Source organism: Nonomuraea sp. NPDC001699 (assembly GCF_053596455.1).
On record NZ_JBSFGF010000010.1, the window covers coordinates 293662 to 315897 of the forward strand.

Annotated in this window: 12 protein-coding genes; 7 read left to right on the top strand and 5 right to left on the bottom strand. The window is 75.0% G+C overall.

The window, feature by feature from the left end; genetic code table 11:
• The first annotated feature begins 14 nt into the window (after positions 1-14).
• The 5 genes from ACWCSU_RS29470 (at position 15) to ACWCSU_RS29490 (ending at position 6232) form a co-directional block, all read left to right on the top strand.
• Positions 15-1811, top strand: coding sequence for a carbamoyltransferase family protein (locus ACWCSU_RS29470; RefSeq protein ID WP_357703688.1), 1797 nt, complete (start codon positions 15-17; stop codon positions 1809-1811).
• A complete protein-coding gene (locus ACWCSU_RS29475; RefSeq protein ID WP_449939283.1) occupies positions 1808-2446 on the top strand; it encodes a hypothetical protein in 639 nt (212 codons plus the stop codon). The genes ACWCSU_RS29470 and ACWCSU_RS29475 overlap by 4 nt, the downstream gene beginning before the upstream one ends.
• Positions 2443-3591, top strand: coding sequence for a UDP-galactopyranose mutase (glf, locus tag ACWCSU_RS29480; RefSeq protein ID WP_449939285.1), 1149 nt, complete (start codon positions 2443-2445; stop codon positions 3589-3591). Before ACWCSU_RS29475 ends, glf begins: the two co-directional genes overlap by 4 nt.
• A 62-nt stretch (positions 3592-3653) precedes the next feature.
• On the top strand, positions 3654-4028 hold the full coding sequence (locus tag ACWCSU_RS29485) for an effector-associated constant component EACC1 (protein WP_357703694.1): 375 nt from the start codon (positions 3654-3656) through the stop codon (positions 4026-4028).
• Positions 4025-6232 carry a caspase, EACC1-associated type gene (locus ACWCSU_RS29490; protein ID WP_449939288.1) on the top strand — a complete coding sequence of 736 codons (2208 nt, stop codon included), beginning with the start codon at positions 4025-4027 and terminating at the stop codon, positions 6230-6232. Before ACWCSU_RS29485 ends, ACWCSU_RS29490 begins: the two co-directional genes overlap by 4 nt.
• 105 nt (positions 6233-6337) lie before the next feature.
• Here ACWCSU_RS29490 and ACWCSU_RS29495 read toward each other — a convergent pair whose 3' ends face one another.
• The 5 genes from ACWCSU_RS29495 to ACWCSU_RS29515 are packed head-to-tail and all read right to left on the bottom strand — an operon-like array spanning position 6338 to position 19045.
• The gene (locus ACWCSU_RS29495; RefSeq protein ID WP_449939289.1) at positions 6338-8371 is read right to left on the bottom strand and encodes a hypothetical protein; all 2034 of its coding nucleotides are present in this window, start codon (positions 8369-8371) and stop codon (positions 6338-6340) included.
• Positions 8368-12117 carry a DUF5682 family protein gene (locus tag ACWCSU_RS29500; protein WP_449939292.1) on the bottom strand — a complete coding sequence of 1250 codons (3750 nt, stop codon included), beginning with the start codon at positions 12115-12117 and terminating at the stop codon, positions 8368-8370. The genes ACWCSU_RS29495 and ACWCSU_RS29500 overlap by 4 nt, the downstream gene beginning before the upstream one ends.
• A gap of 8 nt (positions 12118-12125) precedes the next feature.
• Positions 12126-13277: an ATP-binding protein gene (locus ACWCSU_RS29505; protein WP_357703702.1), complete on the bottom strand. Its 1152-nt coding sequence runs from the start codon at positions 13275-13277 to the stop codon at positions 12126-12128.
• 33 nt (positions 13278-13310) lie between these two features.
• On the bottom strand, positions 13311-18182 hold the full coding sequence (locus ACWCSU_RS29510; RefSeq protein WP_449939295.1) for a DNA-binding protein: 4872 nt from the start codon (positions 18180-18182) through the stop codon (positions 13311-13313).
• Entirely contained in the window at positions 18179-19045 is an 867-nt protein-coding gene (locus ACWCSU_RS29515; RefSeq protein WP_449939298.1) for a DUF4132 domain-containing protein, read from the bottom strand. The genes ACWCSU_RS29510 and ACWCSU_RS29515 overlap by 4 nt, the downstream gene beginning before the upstream one ends.
• A 300-nt stretch (positions 19046-19345) precedes the next feature.
• On the opposite strand from ACWCSU_RS29515, the gene ACWCSU_RS29520 reads away from it, so the two are divergent.
• Positions 19346-20941, top strand: coding sequence for an FAD-dependent oxidoreductase (locus ACWCSU_RS29520; protein WP_449939301.1), 1596 nt, complete (start codon positions 19346-19348; stop codon positions 20939-20941).
• A gap of 31 nt (positions 20942-20972) precedes the next feature.
• The gene (locus ACWCSU_RS29525) at positions 20973-22184 is read left to right on the top strand and encodes a cytochrome P450 (RefSeq protein WP_449939304.1); all 1212 of its coding nucleotides are present in this window, start codon (positions 20973-20975) and stop codon (positions 22182-22184) included.
• Positions 22185-22236: the final 52 nt, after the last annotated feature.

The following is a 22236-nucleotide window of genomic DNA, read 5'->3' on the forward strand; positions in this document are numbered from 1 at the left end:
GTCAGGGGGCATTCATGTTTGTGCTCGGCATCAGCCAGGTCCACGACTCGGCGGCGGCCCTGGTGGCCGACGGGACGATCGTGGCCTTCGCCGAGGAGGAGCGTTTCACCAGGGTCAAGCACGACGGCCGCTTTCCCGCGCAGGCCGTGCGCTACTGCCTGGAGGAGGCCGGCATCACGCTGGCCGACGTGGACCACGTCGCCTACTACTGGCAGGCGCCACGCGAGACGCTGCACGCGGCCGGCCACTTCCTCCGGCACCTGCCCCAGACGCTGGCCGTCTTCCGCAACGACGCCGGCGACTACGGCGACAAGGCCAGCGGCCTGCTGGAGACGCTCTCCGACCAGAAGGGCCAGGCGCACCCGGACGACTACAACGTGGGCGGCGCGCTGCTGCTGCACCTGCGGCGCGGGTTCACCCTGGAGACGATCCTGCGCGAGTCGCAGAACTTCCGGGGCAGGACGAAGTTCAAGGTCCACCTGATGGACCACCACCGCGCCCACGCCGCCAGCGCCTTCTTCATCTCGCCGTACCAGGAGTCGGCGATCATCACCTGGGACGGCATCGGCAGCGACGGCACCTCCACCTACCTCGGGCTGGGCAAGGGCGGCCGGATCCACGACATCCGGCGGATCAAGTTCCCGCACTCGCTGGGCGCCATGTACGCCGGCGTCACCGGCTACCTCGGCTTCAACCCCACCAGGGACGAGGGCAAGGTCATGGGCCTGGCCGCGTACGGCACCGACCGGTACGTGCAGGACTTCGCCGACCTGGTCCGCCTCGGCCCCGACGGCCGCTTCGAGCTGGACCTGAGCTGGTTCCGGCACCACGCCACCGGCAAGCACCAGATGTCGCCCAAGTTCCTGGAACGCTTCGGCCCGGCCCGGCCGCGCGAGCGCGCCACCCCCTCCCAGCACTACGCCGACGTCGCGTACGCGCTGCAGGCCACGCTGGAGAGCACCGGCCTGCACGTCGCGCGCTGGCTCCAGGCCAAGACCGGGCAGACCCGCCTGGTCACCGCCGGCGGCGTCGCGCTGAACAGCGTCATGAACGGCCGCATCCTGCTGGAGACGCCGTTCGAGGACTTCTTCGCCCAGCCCGCCGCCGCCGACGACGGCTCGGCACTGGGTTCGGCGCTGCTGCTGGGCGTGGAGAAGTACGGCATGCGCCGCCCGCGCGACCAGGAGTACATCTTCCTCGGCCCGGAGTTCACCGAGGAGGAGATGGAACGGGCGCTCCAGGACGCCGGCCTCAAGTACCGGCGCACCGAGGACATCAACGACACGACCGCGCAGGCGCTGGCCGACGGCAAGATCGTCGGCTGGTTCCAGGGCCGCATGGAGTGCGGGCCGCGCGCGCTCGGCAACCGCTCGATCCTGGCCGACCCGCGCCGCGCCGACGCCAAGGACCGGCTCAACGAGAAGGTCAAGCACCGCGAGCCGTTCCGTCCCTTCGCGCCCTCCTGCCTGGCCGAACGCTCCGGCGAGTACTTCGCCAGCGGCTACCCCTCGCCCGTCATGCTGCTCGTGTTCGACGTGCTGGAGCACCAGCGGGACAAGGTGCCGGCGATCACGCACGAGGACGGCACCGCCCGCGTCCAGACGGTCACGGCGGCCGACAACCCGCGTTACCACGCGATGATCTCGCGCTTCGCCGAGCTGACCGGCGTGCCCATGGTGGTCAACACCTCGTTCAACGACAACGAGGAGCCCATCGTGTGCACCCCCGAGGACGCCGTGCGCTGCTACCTCAAGACCGACATGGACGCCCTCTCGCTGGGACCGTTCTTCACGGAGAAGGACGATCGTTGAGGCGTTGGCTGTGGCTGGCGCCCGCCGCACTGGGCGCCGGGGCGGCGACACTGATCATGGTGATCCTGCCGCCCGACCGTACGTTGGACAACCCGTTCGAGGCCCTGTGGAAGGTCAGCCCGCTGGTGTTCGCGGTGCTGGCCGTCGCCGGGTTCCCCCGGCGTCCCGGGCTGGGGATGGCGCTGATGTGCGCGCTGGTCGTCGGCTACATGGGCGTGCTCGACACGATCAACGTGCTGCACATCTTCTCCTTCGCCGAGTCCGCCGACCAGAAGGCCGCCTTCCCCGAGCTCTACCAGTTCATGCTCTTCATGAACTCGTTCACCGTGCTGGCCGTGCTGTTCGCCTACCGGCTGGGCGGCGCCCGCTCGGACCGGGTGCTGAAGGTCGGGATCGCCAGTGTCCTGGTCGTGATCTCCGGGCTCAATGACCTGTCGATGTGGTTGCTCGGCGACTGGCCCGAGGGCCGGCCCGCGACGCTGACGTGGGCCTCGCACATCGCGGTGTTCGTCGGCGGGCCGCCGAGCGTCGCCGTGGCCGTGATCTTCTTCGCCGTCCACCTCGTCCTGGCCGGGATCGTGCTGGCGCTGCCCGTGCGGCGATGGCTCGACCGGCTGCTCCCGGCCGCCGCGTGAACGCCGACTTAGTCGTCGTCGGCTCCGGCCTGTTCGGGCTGACCGTGGCCGAGCGGTGCGCGAGCGAGCTGGGGCTGCGCGTGCTGGTGCTGGAGCGCAGGGACCACGTCGGCGGCAACTCCTACAGCGAGCCGGAGCCGCAAACCGGCATCGAGGTCCACCGGTACGGGTCGCACCTGTTCCACACGTCCAACGCGCGCGTGTGGGACTACGTCCAGCGGTTCACGTCGTTCACGCGGTACGAGCACCGGGTCTACTCGGTGCACAAGGGCCAGGTCTACCCGATGCCCATCAACCTGGGCACGATCTGCGCCTTCTTCGGCCGCCACCTCGGCCCGGACGACGCCCGCGAGCTGGTCGCCCGCCAGGCCGCCGAGATCACCAGCGTCGGCAACCTGGAGGAGAAGGCGATCTCGCTGATCGGCCGGCCGCTGTACGAGGCGTTCATCCGGGGCTACACCGCCAAGCAGTGGCAGACGGCCCCGGCCGAGCTGCCCGCCGAGATCATCAGCCGGCTGCCGGTGCGGTACACCTTCGACGGACGCTACTTCGACGACCTGTACCAGGGGCTGCCCACCGACGGCTACGCCGCCTGGCTGGAGCGCATGGCCGACCATCCCAACATCGAGATCCGGCTCGGCACCGACTTCTTCGACCTGCGGGAGAGCCTGGCCGGCGCGGTGCCCGTCGTCTACACCGGGCCCCTGGACCGCTACTTCGGCCACGCCGAGGGCGAGCTGGGCTGGCGCACGCTCGACTTCGAGACGTCCGTGCTGCCGACCGGCGACTTCCAGGGCACGTCGGTGATCAACTACGCCGACGAGGACCTGCCGTGGACGCGCATCCACGAGTTCCGCCACCTGCATCCCGAACGCACCTGGTACCCGTCCGACGCCACCGTCGTCATGCGCGAGTACTCCCGCTTCGCCGGGCGGGCCGACGAGCCGTACTACCCGATCAACACCCCGCAGGACCGCGACCGGCTGCGCCGCTACCGGGACCTGACCAAGGGCGAGCGGGACGTCTGGTTCGGCGGGCGCCTGGGCACCTACCAGTACCTCGACATGCACATGGCCATCGCCGCCGCCCTCACCCTGTACGAGAACCGCCTGCGCCCCCGCTTCACCGCCCGCACCCCCGAGTAGGCCGCGCTCCCGAGTGGCTGCGGGCGGTTGTGCCGGGACAGGGGGCGGTCCACACTGCTGGCATGCAGGTAATCGTGCGCCTCGACGGCGAGACGCCGACCGCCCCCGCCCTCTCCTCCCTGGAGCGCCAGCTCCGCGGCGACAGCGCCTTCCGCGGCGTGGAGATCCGGCCCCTGGCCGGGCCGCCCGAGCCGGGCGCCATGAACGGGACCGTCGACGCCCTCATGGTCGCGGTCTCGGCCGCGTCCGGAGGGCTGGGCGTCTCGATCGTCCAGGCGCTGGCCGGCTGGCTCAGAACACGGCGCCACAGCTTCACGGTCAAGGTCAGCCACGGCGAGCGCACGCTGGAGCTCTCCGTCGAGGCGGCCAAGGATCCGGCGAAGGTGATGGAGGTGGCCCGGCTGCTGGCCGACATGCTGGAGCCGCCCGCCTCATGAGCGCCTGGCCCGACCCGGCCCGGTGCCGGGCCGTCCTCGTCGGCACGACGACGTACACCGACCAGGTCATGTGGCCCGCCCTGCCGGCGGTGCGGGCCAACGTCACGGACCTGGCCGAGGTGCTCACCGGCCCGCGTTCGTGGGGGCTGCGGCCCGACCACTGCGCGCAGCTCATCGACCCGGCCAGCTCCGACCACGTCCTCGGGCTCATCCACGACGCGGCGACCGAGGCCGCCGACACCGTCCTCATCTACTACTCCGGCCACGGCGAGAAGACCGAGAACGACCTGTTGCTGCCCATCGCCACCACCCGGCCCGACCGGCTGCGGATCGGCGGCGTGCGGTTCTCGGTCATCCGGGAGATCATCCGCGAGCGCCGCGCGCCCCGCGCCGTGGTCGTGCTCGACTGCTGCTACAGCGGCATGGCGCACGGCATGAGCGGCCCGGCGCTGCGCGGGCTGATCGACACGACCAGCGCGTACGTCCTGACCTCCTCGGCCAGGGACACCCTGTCGCTCGCGCCGCCCGGAGAGCGCCACACAGCCTTCACCGGCGAGCTGCTCAGGATCCTTCAGGACGGCGTCCCCGCCGGGCCCGCCGACCTGTCCATCGGGGACGTCACCCGCGCGCTGCGCTACCGGCTGCTCGACCGGCGGCTGCCGCTGCCCGAGTACAGCCAGGCCGGCGCGGCCGACGAGCTGCCGCTCGTGCGGAACAGGCCGGAGCCGGCGCGGACGCGGCCCCGGCCCGCCCCCGCCCCGCCGCCGGGCATCCGCCTGGCCGGGGCCGCGCGCCGGACGGGCCGGGCCGTCGGCATCTCCTTCGGCGCGAGCAACTCCGTGATCACTGTCGTCGACGGCGGCGAGCCCACCGTCGTCCCCAGCTCCGAGGGCTCGCCGGCGACGCCGTCCGTGGTGGCCTTCGGCAAGAACGGCCAGATCATGGTCGGCGAGCCCGCCAAGCGGCAGGCCGTCGTCAACGCGGAACGCACGGTCCGGTCGGTCCTCCTGGAGATGGGCGGCGACTGGTCGGTGCGCATCGACGGCTCGGCGTACTCGGCGCCGCAGGTCGGCGCGCTCGTGCTGGGCAAGCTGAAGCGGGACGCCGAGGCGTACCTGGGCGAGCAGGTAACCGACGCGGTGCTCACCGTCCCGGCCTACTACGACGACGCCCAGCGCCAGGCCGTCACCGAGGCCGGCACGCTGGCGGGACTCAACGTGCTGCGCCTCGTCAACGAGCCGACCGCCGCGGTGCTGGCGTACGGGCTCGACGAGGAGGAGAACCGGTCCGTCCTGGTCTTCGACCTCGGCGGCAGCACCTACGACGTGTCCTTGCTGCACATCGGCGACGGCTACGTCGAGGTGCTGGCCACCCACGGCGACACCCGGCTCGGCGGCGACGACTGGGACCAGCGCGTCGTGGACGAGCTGGTCAGACGGTTCAGGGAGGCCCACGGCGTCGACCTGACCGGTGACAGGGTGGCGCTCCAGCGGCTGCGCGAGGCCGCCGAGCGGGTGAAGATCGAGCTGACCGGCGCGCGGGAGGCCCGCGTCGACCTGCCCTACCTGGCCACGGTCCGGCAGGCCCCGCGCCACCTGGACACGACGGTGACCCGGCAGGAGTTCCAGAGCCTGACCGCCGACCTGCTCGTCCGGCTCAGGGGGCCGTTCCGGGGGGCGCTCCAGGACTCCGGGCTCAAGGTGTCCGACCTCGCGCACGTGGTGCTGGCCGGCGGCGCGAGCCTGATGCCGGCCGTGACGGCGCTGGTCACGGAGATGTCCGGCGGCAAGGTGCCCCTCACGCGCTTCGGCCCGGCGGAGGCCGCCTCGATCGGCGCGGCGCGGCAGGCGAGCGTGCTCAAGGCCGACCTGACGCCGGTGACGCTCGGTCTCCGGGGCAAGGGCGGCGTCCTGCGGAAGGTCATCGAGCGCGGCAGCCCGGTCCCCGCCGAGCGGACGGTCACGTTCACCACGACCGCCGATCACCAGTCGTCGCTGCGGGTCGAGGTCTACGAGGGCGAGCAGGAGACGGCCGCGCTCAACGCGGTGCTGGGGACGTACATGGTGGGCGGCATCCCCGCCGCGCGGCGCGGGGAGCCGCGGATCGAGGTCACGTTCGCCGTGGACGCCGGTCTGACCTTCACCGTCACGGCCCGCGAAGCGGCGACCGGCGTCTTCCTCCCGGTCACCCGCCACCCCGCCTGACCGCGGGTCCGACCTTCACCACCACGGCCCGGCAAGCGGCGCCTTCCTTTCGGTCACCCCCCGCCTGCGGGCCGCCCGTGGATGGGGTGGCCCACAGGCGGCCGGTCAGGGGGTGGCCTGCCAGGAGGTGCGGACGAGGGCGCGTTCGGTGGCGGCCAGGTGGGTGGCCGCGGCGAGCCAGGCCCGCGCGTACCCGTCCGGACCGGCCTCGGTCAGCCTGCCGAAGACGTCCCGTTCGCGGCGGTCGGCCTCGTCGGCGAGCGCGACGGCCAGGCCGGCGGCCGTCCGGAAGCCGGCGTCGCGCAGGGACGCGGCCTGCCGGCGGGCGTCGCCGCCGCGCGCGGACTCGGCGACCGCCCTGCGCCCGCCGGAGACGGCCAGCTCGACCAGCCGGCGCACCCGCCAGAGCGGCGCGCCTTCCAGCGGGTCCGCCTCGCCGTACGCGTCCTGGCCGGGCGGCGGGCACGCGTCGGCGGCCGGGAGGTGGGAGCCCTGGAGGCGGTCGTAGCCGAGGTCGGCCCGCCCCTGCCACTCGGGCGGCAGCCTCAGCGTCGCCTCCTCGCCCGCGACCGGCCCCACGGCGAGCGGGACCAGCGTCGCCGCCCGGCCGGGCTCGACCCTGGCCACCACCCGTACCCGCAGGCCGGGCCGCGAGGCGAGCCGCCGCAGGTTCTCGACGTGCGCGAGATCGGGATGACGGCTCGCCGGGACCAGCCGGACCATCGGCCCTTCGCCCTCGGCCGGCGCCGGGCCCGCGGTCAGGAACTGGCGGGCGAGGACGTGGTCGCCCGCCGCGCCGACGATCACCAGGTCGCAGCCGACCGGCTCCCGTACCTGCTCGGCCGACTCCTCCTCGCTCCACGCCCCCGCCGACAACCGCTCCCCCGCCGCCTCGGCCAGCGGCCGGGTGAACAGCGCGCCGAGCGGCCCGTCCGTCCAGGCCAGGCCGGTGACCGGGGTGGCCTGCACGCCCTTGCCCGCGCCGAGGCGGCCGTCCGGGGAGACGGTGGCCCCCGCGATCAGCAGGCCGCCGCGGGCCAGTTGCGCGTGGCTCATCATGGCCGCCCCGATCGCGACGGTCGCGGTGGCCGCGCCGCGGGCACGGGCGGGGCCGCCGGGTTTGACGTCGGCGACCGAGAACCAGCGTCCGTCGTCGGTGACGAGGTGCGTGACCACCCCGCCGTAGCCGGTGCTGCTGATCACCGGCTCGCGGAAGACGCCGTACACCTTCAGGCCGCCGTTCGGACGGTAGCCGCGCCGTACGGTGCCGACCAGCGCCGGGTCGGGATCGGACGCGGCCAGCCGGCCCACGGTGAGCAGCAGCTCCCGCAGGGCGGACACCAGGTCGGCGAGGCGGTGGCCGTCGTACCGGGCACGGGCCGCGCGCAGCCCGCGGACCACCCGCAACGTCGCGGCCTCGGCCTTGGGCAGCCCGGCCAGGCGGGCGGTGTGGGCGGCTCGGAGCAGCTCCGCCTGCGGCACCGCGCCCGCTCCTGGCACACCGGCCGACAGGACGGCGGCCGCCGCCCGCCACAACCCCGCAGCGGCCGCCACCTGCGCCGCTCCCGGCACAACGGCTCCGGCCGTCCGCCCGTCACCCTGTCCGGAGCCTGGCCCGGAGCCCTGTCCGGAGCTCTGTCCGGCCTCCTGTCCGGCCCCCTGTCCGGCCCCCTGTTCGGCCTTCTGCCCGGTTTCCGGCGTTCGGCCGGGGTCCGCGGAAACGGGTCGTTCGTCGGTGGGGGGCGCGCCGGGGTGCCCGGGGCTGGACGGCGGGGAGCCCGGTGACGCGGGAACGTCGTCGGGGGTGGCCGACTCGCCGTCCGGGAGCGGAAGGTCGGCCGGGTCGGCCAGGGGGCAGGCGGTGAGGAGGGCGGCCCGGTGCAGGCAGCGGGGCGCGAGGAGGCAGGAGCAACGTGCCTGCCCCTCCTCCGCGATCACCCCGGACGGCCCCGGGGACAACGTGACCACCGCGTCCTCCCCGCACGTGACCACCACGTCGGCGCCGTCGGCCACCCGGTAGAGGGCGGCGTACTGGCCGACGGCCGCGTCCAGCTTCTTGCGCAACCTGCTGGTCAGGGCATCGACGGCGGCGGCCACCACGTGCGGCGCGACGGGCGGGAGCGTTGCAGAGCTGTTCACCGGACTTCTCCCCGGAGGCGGTCGCCCACCCAGCGGGCGAGGGCGAGCGGGCTGAGCGCGGCGACGGGCATGCCGGCCGCGACGAGCTGCTGGGCGATGGGCAGCGAGTAACGGGGCACGCCCTGGTCGTCCAGCGCCGCGCAACCCATCAGGTGCACGCCGGACCCGGCCAGCGAGCGCACCTCCGCGAGCAGGCCGCCCACGGGGTAACCCTCCTCGAAGTCGCTGACGACGACCACGAGCGTACGGCTCGGCACGGTGACCAGCGTCCGGGCGTGCGCGAGCCCGGCGGCGATGTGCGTACCGCCGCCGACCCGCACTTCGAGCAGCAGGGACAGCGGGTCGTCCACCCGGTCGGTCAGGTCGATCACCTGCGTGGAGAACGTCAGGAAGTGCGTCGAGAGCGTCGGCACGCCCGCGAGGACGGCGGCGGTCAGCGCCGACCACACGACCGAGGCCTCCATCGATCCCGACACGTCCACCACGAGGATCAGCCGCCAGTCGGCCTCCTTCCTGGCCCGCGTGCTGAACACCGGCCGTTCCGGCACCACCACGAGCCGCCCGTCGTCGAGGCGGCGGGTGTGGGCCAGGTTGGCGCGCAACGTGCGCGGCAGGTCGAGCCGTCCGCCGGGCCTGCTGGTCGGACGCGGGTTGGCCAGGCCGGTCAACGCGGGTCTCAGCCGGGTCGCCAGCTCGCGGGTGAGCTCGGCGACCAGGCGGCGGACGAGCGGTCTGAGCTTGGCGACCTGCTGCTCGGGCAGCCCGCCGGCCAGCGACAACACCGAGGTCAGCAGCTCGACGGACGGCCGCACGGCGGCGGGGTCCAGCTCGGCGAGCACGTCGTGGCGTCCGGCGTCGGCGGCCCTGGCCAGCACCTCCTCGCGTACGTCGCCGCCGAACAGGGACTCCAGCTCGTCGGCCCATTCGCGGGCCGTGGGGAACGGGGCTCCCTGGCCGCCGGCGTCGCCCTGCTCGAAGTCGTCGGCGCCCTCGCCGCGTCCGGCGCCGTAGAGCTCGTCCAGGGCGCGGGCGTACGGGCGGGCGCCGGCGGGCAGCCGTTCGTGCTCCCGTCCGAGCAGCAACCGCCACCGGTCGGCCGGACCGATCAGCGACCTGCCTCCCGGACTGCGCACCACCCCCGACACCCCAGGTTCCTCCTCGCCGGCCGCTTCCCGACCCGTGAGCGCGCCGCCCTCGGCGGACGGCCCTTCAGCGGACGGCCCTTCAGCGGACGGCCCTTCAGCGGATGGCCGGGGCCGGTCCTCCTCGGCGGGCGACTTCTCGGCCGGTGGCTGGAGCTGGGCGTCTTCCGGGGTCGGGAGGCCGAGGGTGGTCAGGGCCGTGAGGCCGGCCAGGTCGGCGGCGGTCCAGACGGCCAGCAGGTCGGCCGGCGCGCCCAGTACGAGGTCCGGCCGGTCGCCGAGCCGTTCGGACACCGCGGCCAGCAGCCGCCCGCGTGCCGCCGGAGCCAGCGTGTCGAACCCTCCGCGCAGGGCGGGCAGCCGGTCGAGGAACTCCTTGTCCGCCAGCTCGTCCACCCGGTCCATCAGCGGGTCGAGCGCGGCGGGCGCCGCCTGGAGCAGCGGTCCGGCTGCCGTGAGCACGCCGGTCAGGAGCAGGCTCAGCCGGCGACGGCCGTCCGGGGTCGTGGCGGCGTCGATCCAGCCGGCGGCCCGCGCGCCCAAGAGGTCGGGACCGTCCAGGTCGAGCAGCACGCGGGCGGCCAGCGCGGCCCCCTGGACGAGCGGCGCCCCGGTACGCGCGAGCGCGCCCAGCGCGTCGTCCATCCGCAGGCCCAGCCGGTCCTCGCCGGCCCGCGTGGCGAGCGCGACCAGCGCCACCGCGTCCTCGGGCCGGTCGCTGCCGGCCAGGCCGGGCAGGGACCGGACCGCCGCCTCCAGCAGCGTGACCGCCAGCTCGCCCGAATGCTCGCGACCCTCCGGCGTGGTGCCGGGAAGGTGCTCGCGACGCAGCGCCTCCAGCAGGTCGAGGGCGTCGAGCAGCTCGGAGAGGGTGGCCGTGGCGGGCAGCGTGCCGGCGGCGTCCTCCAGCCGCCGCTCGACCAGTTCCGGCAGGTCGCAGTGGGCGGCGGCGCGCAGCCCGTCCAGGATGACGCGGCAGGTGGGCCCGCCGTCCGCGGACTCGCGCCGGTAGGTCTCCCGCAGCGTCCCCGCCGCCGCCTGGGCCGCGGTCACGCCCCGGACACCGGCCAGGTCCAGCAGCGCCGGGACGGCGGGCGTCCAGGACAGGCGCCATTTGGTGCTGAGCGCGGTGCCGTCGCCGGTGCCCGCGACCTGGATCGGCTCGCCGTAACCGACGCCGCACACGTGCAGGCGGCGCAGCAGCACCTCCCGGCGCGCGTCCAGCTCCGAGCGGAGTGGGTCGAGGCGTACCTCGCGTGGGTCGGGGTCGTCCGGGCAGGGCAGCCTGAGCGCGGCGAGCTCCTCCTCGACCGCGGGGCCGAGGCCGGAGCGCGGCGTGCCGGGCGCGGTGCGGCCCCTGGCCGTCCCGACGAACACCGTGTCGAGCGCCTTGGCCAGCGCGCGTCCGCGTCCCAGGGGCTCGCCCTGGCCGAGGACGGTCGTCACCGCCTCCAGCAGTTCGCCGCGGCCGGGGGCGGGCAGGCCGCGCAGGCGGGCCAGGTCGCACGCCAGACGCAGCGTCTCGACGGCCTCGCCGGTGCCGGCCGTGTGCCCGGCTGCTCGCAGCTCCCTGCACAGGTCGGTGATCGCGCGGGCGGCGCCGTCCCTGACCCGGTCCGGTACGCCGTCCGCCTCGAACACCGCCTGCTGCCAGCGCGGGTCCCGGATCCCGGCCGGGTAGCCGGACCGGGAGTCGAGCAGGTCGAAGGCGTACGGGACGAGCGAGGTGACGGCCTCCGACGTGACGTCCTTCGACGTGCCGGGGACGGGGGCCGCCGCCTGCCCGGCCGCCTCGCCGGTGAGCTGTGCGATGGTCGGCGGTGTGGGGGTGGGGGCGGTGGGGTCGTCGGTGGTGAGCAGGGCGGGGGCGTGGAAGGCGCCGATCACCGCGGTGACCCGGCGTCCGCCGGATGCGGCGGCGGCCACGACGCGCCGCATGTGCGCCTCCCGCGCCAGGTCCCTGGCCTGGACGCCGTCGCCCGCCGCCGCGTCGCGCCGCAGCGCCCAGCCGACGCCGAGCGCGGCCCGGCGCACGGCCTCCGGCTCGCAGCCCGGTGCCAGCACCTCCACGGCCCGGTCCCACATGTCGTCCCCCACCCGCCCGGTGCCCGCCGCGGCCAAAGCGTCGGCGAACCTGGGGGCGTACGTGGGGCCGGCGGCCCCGGCCTCGTCGGGGACGCCCCCCTCGGGAACGACGGCCTCGGGGACGGTCGTCTGCCAGCCTGGGTGCGACAGTGGGAGGTCGCAGCACAGCACCTCCACGCCGCGCTTGGCCGCCCACCGGATCGCCACCAGCTCCGGGGAGAAGTCCGCGAACGGGTAGAACCCGAGGCCGCCCGCGCCGTTCCCGGCCAGGGCGACCGGGGCGACGGTGGCGGGGTCGGCCAGGTGCGGCAGCCACTGCTGGAAGTCGGCAGGCAGCTCGACGCACACCGTCTCCGGATCGGCCGCCTCCAGCAGCTCGGGCAGCACCACGGCCAGGGCCGGACTGTGGTGACGCACCCCCACCAGGTACGGCCGGGTGGCAGCAGCCAGCCCGGCCACCGCCACCCGCGGATCAGCCGACCCGGCCGTCGCCGTCCCAGGACCGGCAGGGGGGGTCATGGGAGGGGTCAACGGAGGGTCTCCCGCAGGTCCCAGAGGCGGCGCCACATGGCGGAGCCGTCCTCGGCGCGCCGCCGCACCGGCCCGTCCCAGTAGCCGAGCAGCCGTCCGTGGTCGGCGGGGTCGTCCTTGCGCACGACGCCCAGCAGGTGGCCCGGCACCAGGTCGAGGACGTCGCCGCCCGGCAGGTACGCGGCCGCGACGCCGAGCGAGGCCGCCACCTGCACCGCCTCGGCGGTGGACATCACGGTGCCGGGCCGCTCCACGTCCCAGCCCTCGCCGGACCGCCCGGTACGCAGGTCGCGGAAGACCGTGACCAGGGCCTCCAGCACCGCGTCGTCCACGGCGAACCCGGCCCCGGCACGCTGGACGACCGCCGTGGCCTGCCGCCGCACCAGGGACGTCTCGGCCGCGGCGTCGGAGATGGGATCGACGGTCTCGAAGTTGAAGCGCCGCTTGAGCGCGGCCGACATCTCCGACACGCCACGGTCGCGGAGGTTGGCCGTGGCGATCACCGTGAACCCGGGGACGGCGGCCACCTGCGCGTCGCCGGTCCCGGCCAGCTCGGGGACGCTGACCCGCCGGTCGGACAGGATCGACACCAGGGCGTCCTGCACCTCGGGCAGGCAGCGGGTGATCTCCTCGACCCTGGCCACCCGCCCGGACCGCATGGCCGTCAGCACCGGGGAGTCCACCAGCGCGCCCCGGCTCGGCCCCTGGGCCAGCAGCAGCGCGTAGTTCCAGCCGTAGCGGAAGGCGTCCTCGGTGGTGCCGGCGGTGCCCTGGACGGTGAGCGCGCTGGTGCCGCAGACCGCGGCGGCCAGCAGCTCCGACAACATCGACTTGGCCGTGCCGGGCTCGCCGACCAGCAGCAGGCCGCGTTCGCCGGCGAGCGTCACGACGCAGCGCTCGACCAGCGCGCGTTCGCCGACGAACTTGGGCGCCACCTTCAACTTGGACGGCAGGCCGTCGCGGGCGGGCAGGGAGAGGGTCTCCTCGCCGCTGCCGCAGATGAAGGTGACGACGGCGCGCGGCGTCAGCAGCCAGCCGGGCGGGCGCGGGCCGTCGTCGTGGGCGGCGAGGAAGGCCAGCTCGGTGGCGTACCGCTGCTCGGCGGAGACCACCTGCGTGGCGGAGGTCGCCTCGTCGGTGAGGGTCATCGAATTCAGGTCCTTAAGGGAGTAGGAGGGAGGTCAGCGGCGGCGGCCGCGTTTGACGTCGAGTTGCTCGAAGCGGGGCACGTCGCCGTCCTGGACGCGCCGCCACGCCCTGGCGTACAGGTCGGCCACGGGCTCGCCGGGCACGAGGGGGCCGTCGAGGCCCGCGTTCGGGCTGAACATGGGGAGCTTCCACTGCTCCAGCGGGAGCCGCGGCGTCCGCTGCTCCGACCAGCCGCCGGACAGGAACAGCGAGCGCCCGGCGCGGGCGCGCACGGCCTGGACGACCAGGTCGGCGCCGGCCAGCTCGGCCCGCGCGGCCTTGAGCCGGGCCGGCTTCCAGCCGGTCCACCGGGCGGCGTTGCGGTCGGTGGGGTCGGGCATGGCCAGCAGCATGAGGTAGACCGCGGCGGCGTCCTCGCCGAGGCCGTGCGCCTTGGCGACGTCCACGACGAGGTCGGGCACCGAGCGGGTGGGGTCCTGCGGCCACCAGGTGCCGTCGGCGTCGCGGTCGCCCTGGCGCGGGTCGCCGGGGTCGGCCAGCAGCGCCGCGAAGCCGGGGTCGAGGGCGGTGCGCAGCGCGGACACGGCGGGGAAGGAGCCGTTGAGCCCGATCAGGGCCCGCAGGTAGGGGTCCTCGCCGGCCGCGTCGAGCAGGCCGGGGCGGAGCGCGGGCGAGGGCTGGCTGTCGTAGGTCGCCATGACGACGGCCCCGTACCGCTCGTAGCCTTCGCCGACCTCGGTGGGCGTCCCGGCGACCTTCCTGAAGCCGGGCAGGCCGACGTACCGGTCGAGGTCGATCAGCAGCCGGGGGTTGGCGAGCCGGTCGCGGACCGCCGACAGCACGGCGGGCAGCCCGGCGCGCAGCGGGTGCCCGGCGGGCAGCCGGTGGGCCAGCCAGGCGGCCGTGGCGACGGCCATGACCAGCGACCGCCCGCTGAACCCGGTGCCCTGGCCGACGGGGTGGACGCGGTCGCCGCGCACCTCCCACTCCAGGTCCACGCCCAGTTCGGGAGCGGTGGCGGGGTCGAGCACCGCGCGCAGGCATTGCGCCGCGTCGTCCCCGGCGGCGCGCAGCGCGCCCGCGGCCTCGCCGAGCAGCCATTCGGGCAGGGCGAGCCGCTGCCCGACGTGGTCGTTCCACACCCGCGCGGCGGCGGCGACGTCGGGACCGTCGGTCCACAGGCGGGCCGGGTCGGCGGGCAGCAGCGCCCCGGTGACGGCCCGCCGCACGTCCGGGCCGAGGGCGCGCAGCTCGTCCTTGGCGACGGCGGCGTCGGTCACCTTCACGCCGATCACGGCGCGGGCCTCCTTGTCGAGGAAGGTCCGCTCGTACGTGTCCACCTGCGGGAACCCGGCGACGATCAGCCGCGCGGCGGTCTGGGAGACCCCGGTGAGCCGGGCGAACTCCGCGGCGGCGGCCTCCTGCCAGGGGGCCGGGCCGCGCGCGGCCAGCTCGGTGAGGAACGACTCCAGCCAGCCCGCCTCCCGGTCCCCGCCGACGGGCGAGCGGTCGCGGACGGTGTAGGGCGCGGGCACCTCGAACGCCCCGGCGGGGTCATGGTGCAGAGCGGTCCATTCGAGCCCGTCGACGGCCGTCTCCCGCAGGTCGAGGAAGACGATGAACGCGCCGCCGCCCAGCGGCAGCACGCCCGACAGCGAGCCCCCCGCCGCAGAGCCGCCCGCCGGGGAGCCGCCCGCGACGACCATGTGCTCGCGCCTGAGCGTCACCGTCATGCGGCGCCAGCGGGACGAGCCCGCCGCGATGGGCAGGCCGCCGTCACGCAGCTCGCCCAGCAGCACGCCCAGCGCGTCCCGGTGCTCGGCCGGCGTGGTCGGCGCCGCGAGCCGGTACGCCACGGCGGCGCAGTGGTCGAGCAGGCGCTCCCACCGCAGGTTCGAGGTGGGCAGTCCGGGCAGGCCGAGGTGGTTGGGCACCTGCGGGCGGTCCTGTCCGCCGGTCACGGCCCGGCCCACCGCCCGGATCTGCTGGAACGCGGCGTCGCGGCTGTAGTAGTGGTGGCCGTGGCCCTCGCCGACGCCGTTGATCGCCTCCGCCAGCAGCGTGTCCGAGGGCCCGGACGGCCCCTGCTCCTCGGCCGGGCCACCCGCCAGCGCGCGGTTGAGGTTGGCCACGACGGTGCGCACCGCGTCCTGCTGGGCGGCGGCGAAGCCGACGATCCCGGCCACGCCCTTCCGCAGCGCCTCGTGGGTGACCTCCGGCAGCAGCGCGCGGACCGCCGCGAGCAGGTCGGCGCCCTGGGGCTCGGCCGCTTCGAGCAGGGCCGCGGCCGTCTCGCGGTCCAGGCGGCGCAGCGCCGCCGAGCCGTCGAGGTCGCGCGGGCGCAGGCAGTACCAGTAGCGCTCAGGGGGCAGGATGGGCATGCCCGCGCCGAACGCGCCCGGCTTGGCGTCGGTCCGGTACTCGGCCAGCACGACGCCGTCGGCGTCCACGAGGCTGATCCGGTAGCTGGTGCGCACGACGGCGCAGGGCCGCTCCGCGCCGGGGAACGTCAGCACGCGCACCGGGACGCCGGCGTCCGGCGGCAACGTCACCGTGGTCCCGGACAGGTCCTCGGCGCGGTGGGAGCCGTCGGGCAGTTCGATCACGCGCAGGCCGTACAGGCCGTCGACGGGGGCGCCGACCGGGGTGGGCTCGGCGGAGGGGGCGGGCAGCAGCCAGCCCTCGCCGGGCTTGTCGTCCGACGTGCCGGTGAGGAAGGCGGGCAGCGACCTCCTGCCGATGCCGCCGCCGGCGGGGTCGAACTCGTACCAGCCGCTGTCACGTTCCGCCCGGACCCACGTCCAGAAGGACGTGCCGTCGGTGATGAGGTGCCGCTCGTCGGGGACGGCCGTGTCGCCGGCGTGCAGCGTGCCGTACCCGGTGGTACGGCCGCCGCCGGGCACGGCGAGGCTGACCGGGTCCTCGCCCAGGTAGTAGTCCAGGCGGGTGCCCCGGCTCCGGTCCGTCCCGTCCAGGTCGCGGACGCGGTCGGCGGAGGTGTGCCAGTAGCCGCGCAGCCCGTTGGTCCGGTCGCGGGAGTCCCAGTAGACGAGCAGGTCGCCGTCCACGTAGTGGAAGCCGGGATCGCTCCAGGTGTCGTCCCTGGGGACGCGCAGGTCGTGGGTGAGCACGACGCCGTCGGCCGAGAGCACCCGGGCCTGCGCGGTGCCCGCGACGACCAGGTGAGGCCAGGCGTCGCAGACGACGAGGTCGTCGACGTCCTTCTCCGGCACGAGCTGGGTGGCGGCCTCCTCGAAGGCGGGCCAGCCCAGCTCGTCGATGATCCCGGACCGCAGGGCGCGGGCCAGCACCCCGGCCACGTCGGCGTCGGTCGCCGCCCGGCGCACCTCGTCCTCGGCCAGGGCCAGGGCCTCGCCGGGCAGCCAGGACAGGCGGCGCAGGGCGTCGGGCAGGGTGGGCAGGCCGGCGGCGGCCGAGCGGCGGGCGACCAGGCGTACCCATTCGGCCAGCATCGGACCTCCGCCCAGGGAGCCGGCCAGGGCCCGGACGGTCGCCCTGCCCTCGTCGTCGGCGTCCAGGTGGTCTGCGCCGCGCCGGAAGGCGACGTGGAAGCGGCCGTCGGCGGCCAGGGCGTGCAGGTCGCGGCGGTCCTCGTGCCCGGCCCAGACGTCCAGGCGCAGCCGGGCGCCGTCGCCGGGGTCGGCCACGGGCACGCCGCGGGAAAGCAGCAGGTCGATCAGGTCGGCGTCGTCGTCGACCGCGATCGTGCCGCCGGTCGCGGTCAGCTCGTCGCGCAGCCGGTCGGCCATGCGCTCGATCAGGGCGTGCAGCGCGGGCAGGTGCGGCGGGACGCCCCAGGTCCGTTGCCGGGCGGCCAGGAACCTGCGCAGCCAGCCGGCGGCGCCGTCGGCCGAGCGCTCCTCCTCCGGCACGTCGGTGTGCAGGCCGGCGGTCGCGTCCGCGCTCTCCAGGATGTCGAGCCAGATGCCCGGCAGCTCCCGGTCGCGGCCCTCGGGGATGACGTTCAGCAGCGTGCCCCTCAGCTCGGGCCGCTGCCGGGCCAGCGCCGCGACGGCCGGGGCGTGGGACTTCCACCAGCCGGTCGGGGCCTGCATGACGGCCGGCAGCGTCAGCACCTCGGCCAGGTAGTCCTGCTCGGCCGTCTCGGCGTCCACGCCGGCGGCCCTGGCGAGCCTGCGGATGTCGGCGGCCATCTGCGCCGAGGGGGCCAGGCCGCCCGCGGTCCTGCGTACGCACAACCGCGCGAACCTGCTCAGCGCCTCCGCGGCGGGCAGGCGGGCGGTCAGCTCCTTGGCGTACCCGGACAGCACCTTGACCGGCAGCGCACCGGCCAGCGCGAACTCCAGGAACACCGCGTCGAGCCGGTCGTCGTCCACGGCGAGGCCGTGCTGGGCCTCGGCCCGGCGGGCGGCGGAGAAGAGCTGCCCGGCGTACTGGGTGTTGTCGGCCGCGGCGAACACGCGGGCGGCCTGCTCGTAGAAGGTCGGCAGGAAGTGCGGGACGGACGCGGCGAGCTGCCCGGCCAGCTTCTGGTAGGCGTCGAGCGCCATCTTGGGCTTGGTCCTGGTCTGCCGGGCGACGCGCTCCAGCTCCGGCACGACGGCCAGGGCGTGGTGCCCGTCCTGCGGGTGGTGGACCAGCACCCATTCGGGGAAGCCGAGCGAGCGGCGCAGGCCCAGGCCGACCACCGCGGGCTCGCCTTCGGGCACCAGGCCGAGGAAGCCGCCCACCGCGTCCTCGGCGGTGCTCAGCTCCTCGGTGACCAGGCGGACGATCACCCGGTCGTCCAGCCCGGGGTGCCGGTAGGCGCGGGCGACCAGCGGCACGGCCCGCTCCCCCGCCCCCTCGGTGCCGGCGGGCAGCACCGCGCCGGCGTCGAGCAGCTCCCGCGCCTCATCGTTCTGCGAGATGTCCCCGGTCATGCGCTCTTCCCCTCTTCTACCTGCCGCCCGGCGTACAGCGCGGCGGCCATTCGCATGCCTTCGGACCAGGCGACCGGGCCGACCTCGCGCAGCGCGAGGGTCTTGCCGTCCTGGTCGCGCCAGGTGAGATCGCCCGTGGACGTCTCGCTGTCCCAGTAGGGCTCGCCGATCCAGACGGCGGCCTCGGTGAGCCGGCCGCCGTCGCGCACCTGGCAGGTGGCGAAGCCGCCGGAGACGCGGTAGCCGAGCTGGGTGGCGCGGGCCGCCACGCCGAACCTGGAGGCGTACGTGCCGCCCGCGAACTCCTTCACCTGGCGCACCCCTTCGCCCTGTTCGGCGGGCTTGCGCCAGATGGCCCGGTGGATCTGCTCGACCTTCTGCGTGATGCCCAGCTCCGCGGCGAACTCGCGCAGGTCGTCGAGGTCGGGCAGGAGCACCGGGTGCGGCAGCGTCACCGTGCGCGCGGAGAGCCGGACGGTCTCGCCGTCGAGGTTGACGGCGCGCAGCTCGCCGGAGGAGGTCGCGTCCCGCAGGAAGCCCACCTCGTCGGGGTCGTCGCCGACGACCGCCACGTCACGCAGCGCCGCCTGCCACGCCTCGTCGGGCCAGACCCGGGCGATCAGCTCGGTCGGCACGGGCAGCGAGGACACCATCCAGGCGTCCACGTGCGCCACGCAGGACGCGGCGTGCCGGTCGAGCCATTCGGCGAAGCGGCGCAGCCGGTCCGCCTCGGGGTGCTCGCGCACCGCCTTCGGCAGCGTCTTCAGCTGCCGCCCGGCCGAGCGGCCGGACGTGGCCCTGGCCGTGACCCGGCCATCTATCAGGGCGATCTCGTACGCGTCGCCCGCCGCCAGCCAGCCCAATTGCCGCCGCCTCTCGTCATGAAGCCATGGGAATGTGTCGAGGCGCGGATCTCCCGCCGCCACGTTGCGCGGAACGTTATCGGCGATCACTGACAAATGCCTACCGGCTGCTCAAAGGCCCGGTTACGGCACCGGGTCCCGCCGGGGAGGGAACGGCGTGTTTTCCCTCCGCACCGCCTAAAGACCAGGGCAGGATCGCCGCGCGCGGGCTACGGGCGCGGGCGGCGAGGGTAGGCCATTCCGGGCCGGGCGCGCCGACCGGGGAACGGGCGCGCGGCTCGCTCGACGGGGGGATGGCCGGTGAAAGTCGTCGTCGATCTGACGCGTTGCCAGGGGTACGGGCAGTGTGCCTTCCTCGCGCCCGACGTCTTCACCATGCGCGAGGAGTCCCTCCTGTACGACCTGGACCCCGGCGACGAGCGGCGCGAGCACGTGCTGCGCGCGGCGGCGGCCTGCCCCGTCCAGGCCATCCACCTCGACTGGACGGCGACCCGGCTCACGTCCGAGCCGCCCAGCCCGCCGGCGCGCGGGATGATCGACGGGCGCATCGTCATCGTCGGCGCGTCCCTGGCCGGGGCGCGGGCCGCCGGTGTGCTCAGGCGGGAGGGCTTCACCGGGTCGCTGACGGTGATCGGGGACGAGTCCTCCGAACCGTACGACCGGCCGCCGCTGTCCAAGCAGGTCCTCATGGGACAGGTGCCGCCCGACCACGTCATGCTGCCCCGCCTGCGGGAGGTCGAGGCCGACTGGATGTGGGGCACCCGGGCGTCCGGCCTGGACGTGGCCGGCAAACGCGTCCTGCTGGACGACGGCCGCGAGGTCGGCTTCGACCGGGTGCTGCTGGCCACCGGCACCCGCGCCCGGCCCTGGCCGAACGAGGAGGAGGCCCGGCTGGAGGGCGTCCACACGCTGCGCTCGATGCGGGACGCCGCCGGCCTGCGGGAGGCGCTGGCCGCCCGTCCCAACCGGGTGCTCATCCTGGGCGCCGGGTTCACCGGCAGCGAGATCGCCTCGGTCTGCCGCGAGCTGGACCTGCCCGTGACGGTCGTCGAACGCGGCCAGGCCCCGCTGGTCAACGCGCTCGGCGGCGTGATCGGCGACGTGGCCGCCCAGCTCCACCGCGAGCACGGCGTGGACCTGCGGTGCGGCACCACGGTCACCTCGCTGGAGGGCGACGGGCACGGGCGGCTGCGCGGCGCCCGCCTGTCGGACGGCAGCACGGTCGAGGCCGAGGTCGCCGTGGTCGCGCTCGGCTCGGTGCGCAACGTCGAGTGGCTGCGCGACTCGGGGCTGGCCGCGGGCGTGTGGGGGGTGGCCTGCGACGCCGGCTGCCGGGCCGTGGACACCAACGGCCTGGTGACCGACGACGTGTTCGTCGCCGGCGACATCGCCCGTTTCCCGCACCCGCTGTACCAGTACCAGTTCATGACGCTGGAGCACTGGGGGAACGCGGTCACGCAGGCCGAGATCGCGGCCCACAACATGGTCAGCGACCAGACGCACCGCTGGCCGCATCTGTCGGTGCCGGTGTTCTGGTCCAGCCAGTTCGGGGTCAACATCAAGTCGGTGGGCGTGCCGACCTTCGCCGACGAGCTGGTCGTCACCCAGGGCTCGACGGACGAGCGCCGCTTCGTCGCCGTCTACGGCTACAAGGGCCGGGTCACCGCAGCGGTCACCTTCGACCAGGGCATGTGGCTGGAGTTCTACCAGCGGCTGATCGAGCGGGCCACGCCCTTCCCGCCCGCCTTCCGGCACGTCGACCAGCGGGGGCAGGCGCGGCCCGTACCGGCCCGGGTGCCCGAGCGGCTGATCGCGGCGGAGGGGGCGACGGTCGTGGTGACCGGCCACGACCCGGCCGAGCGGCGCGCCTCGCTGCTGCACGCGCCGCAGAGCTGACCCGGCAGGAACCCAGACAGGAGTGCAGGACATGACCTCGGACGCCGCCTTCCAGCGCATCCTCGACCCGGCCGGCCGCGCCGACCCCCATCCGTCCCTCGGGGAGCTGCGCAGGAACCCGGTGACCCGGCTGAAGGACGGCTCGTACGTGGTCAGCACGTACCGGGAGATCGTCGAGCTGCTGCACGACCCGCGGGTGAGCTCCGACCGGCGCAACCTGGCCGACGCACCGGAGACGCCGGAGCACGCGCCCGCCTTCATCCGGCTCGACCCGCCGGAGCACGACCGGCTGCGCCGCCTGACCATGCGCCACTTCGGCCCGCCGCATTCGCCGGGCGTCGTGGACGGCCTGCGCCCGATGATGCTGGCCACCACCACCGAGCTGATCGACGCGCTGGCGGCCAAGAACCGGGCCGACGTCGTCGACGAGGTCGGCTACCCGCTGCCGATCGCGGTGATCTGCCGGCTGCTCGGCGTCCCGGCGGAGGACGAGCAGCAGTTCCACGCCTGGGCGGACCAGATCGTCGAGACGCTCGGGCCGGGCGAGGAGGACCGCGCCGAGCGGGCGCGGGAGCGTCAGGCGGTGTCGGAGAACCTGGAACGTTACCTCGCCGGGCTGGCCGAGGAGCGGCGGCGGGAGCCGGGCGACGACATGTTGTCCGGGTTCGTCACCTACGAGGGGCCCGACGGCCGCATGACGCCGGAGGAGGTCGTCGCCACCTCCCTGCTGCTGCTCATCGCCGGGCACGAGACCACGATCAACCTCATCGCCAACGGCATGCTCACCCTGCTGCGCGACCCGATCCTGCTGGAACGCGTGCGCGCCGACCCCGACCTCGTCATCACCGCGGTCGAGGAGCTGCTGCGCTTCGAGCCGCCCGTGCAGCTCGTCTCCTCGCGGGTCACCCTGGACGACGTGGTCGTCGGCGGCGTGACGATCCCGGCGGGCTCGCCCGTCGTGCTCGCGCTGGCGGCGGGCAGCCGCGACCCGGCCCACGTGCGCGAGCCCGACCGGTTCGACCCGTGCCGCAGGCCCAACGAGCACCTGGGGTTCGGCGGCGGCGTCCACTACTGCTTCGGCGCGCCGCTGGCCCGGCTGGAGGCGCAGGTCGTGCTGGGCGAGCTGGTGCGCAGGGTGCGCAATCCGCGGCTGGTCGCCGACCCGCCGCCGTACCGGCCCAGCGCGGTGCTGCGCGGCCCGCGCCACCTGCTGATCGACTACGACGGCATCGCCCCCGCCTGACGCGGCGGAGTGCCCTGACGTTGATCTATGGGTTCGTGTGCAGTTGAATGAG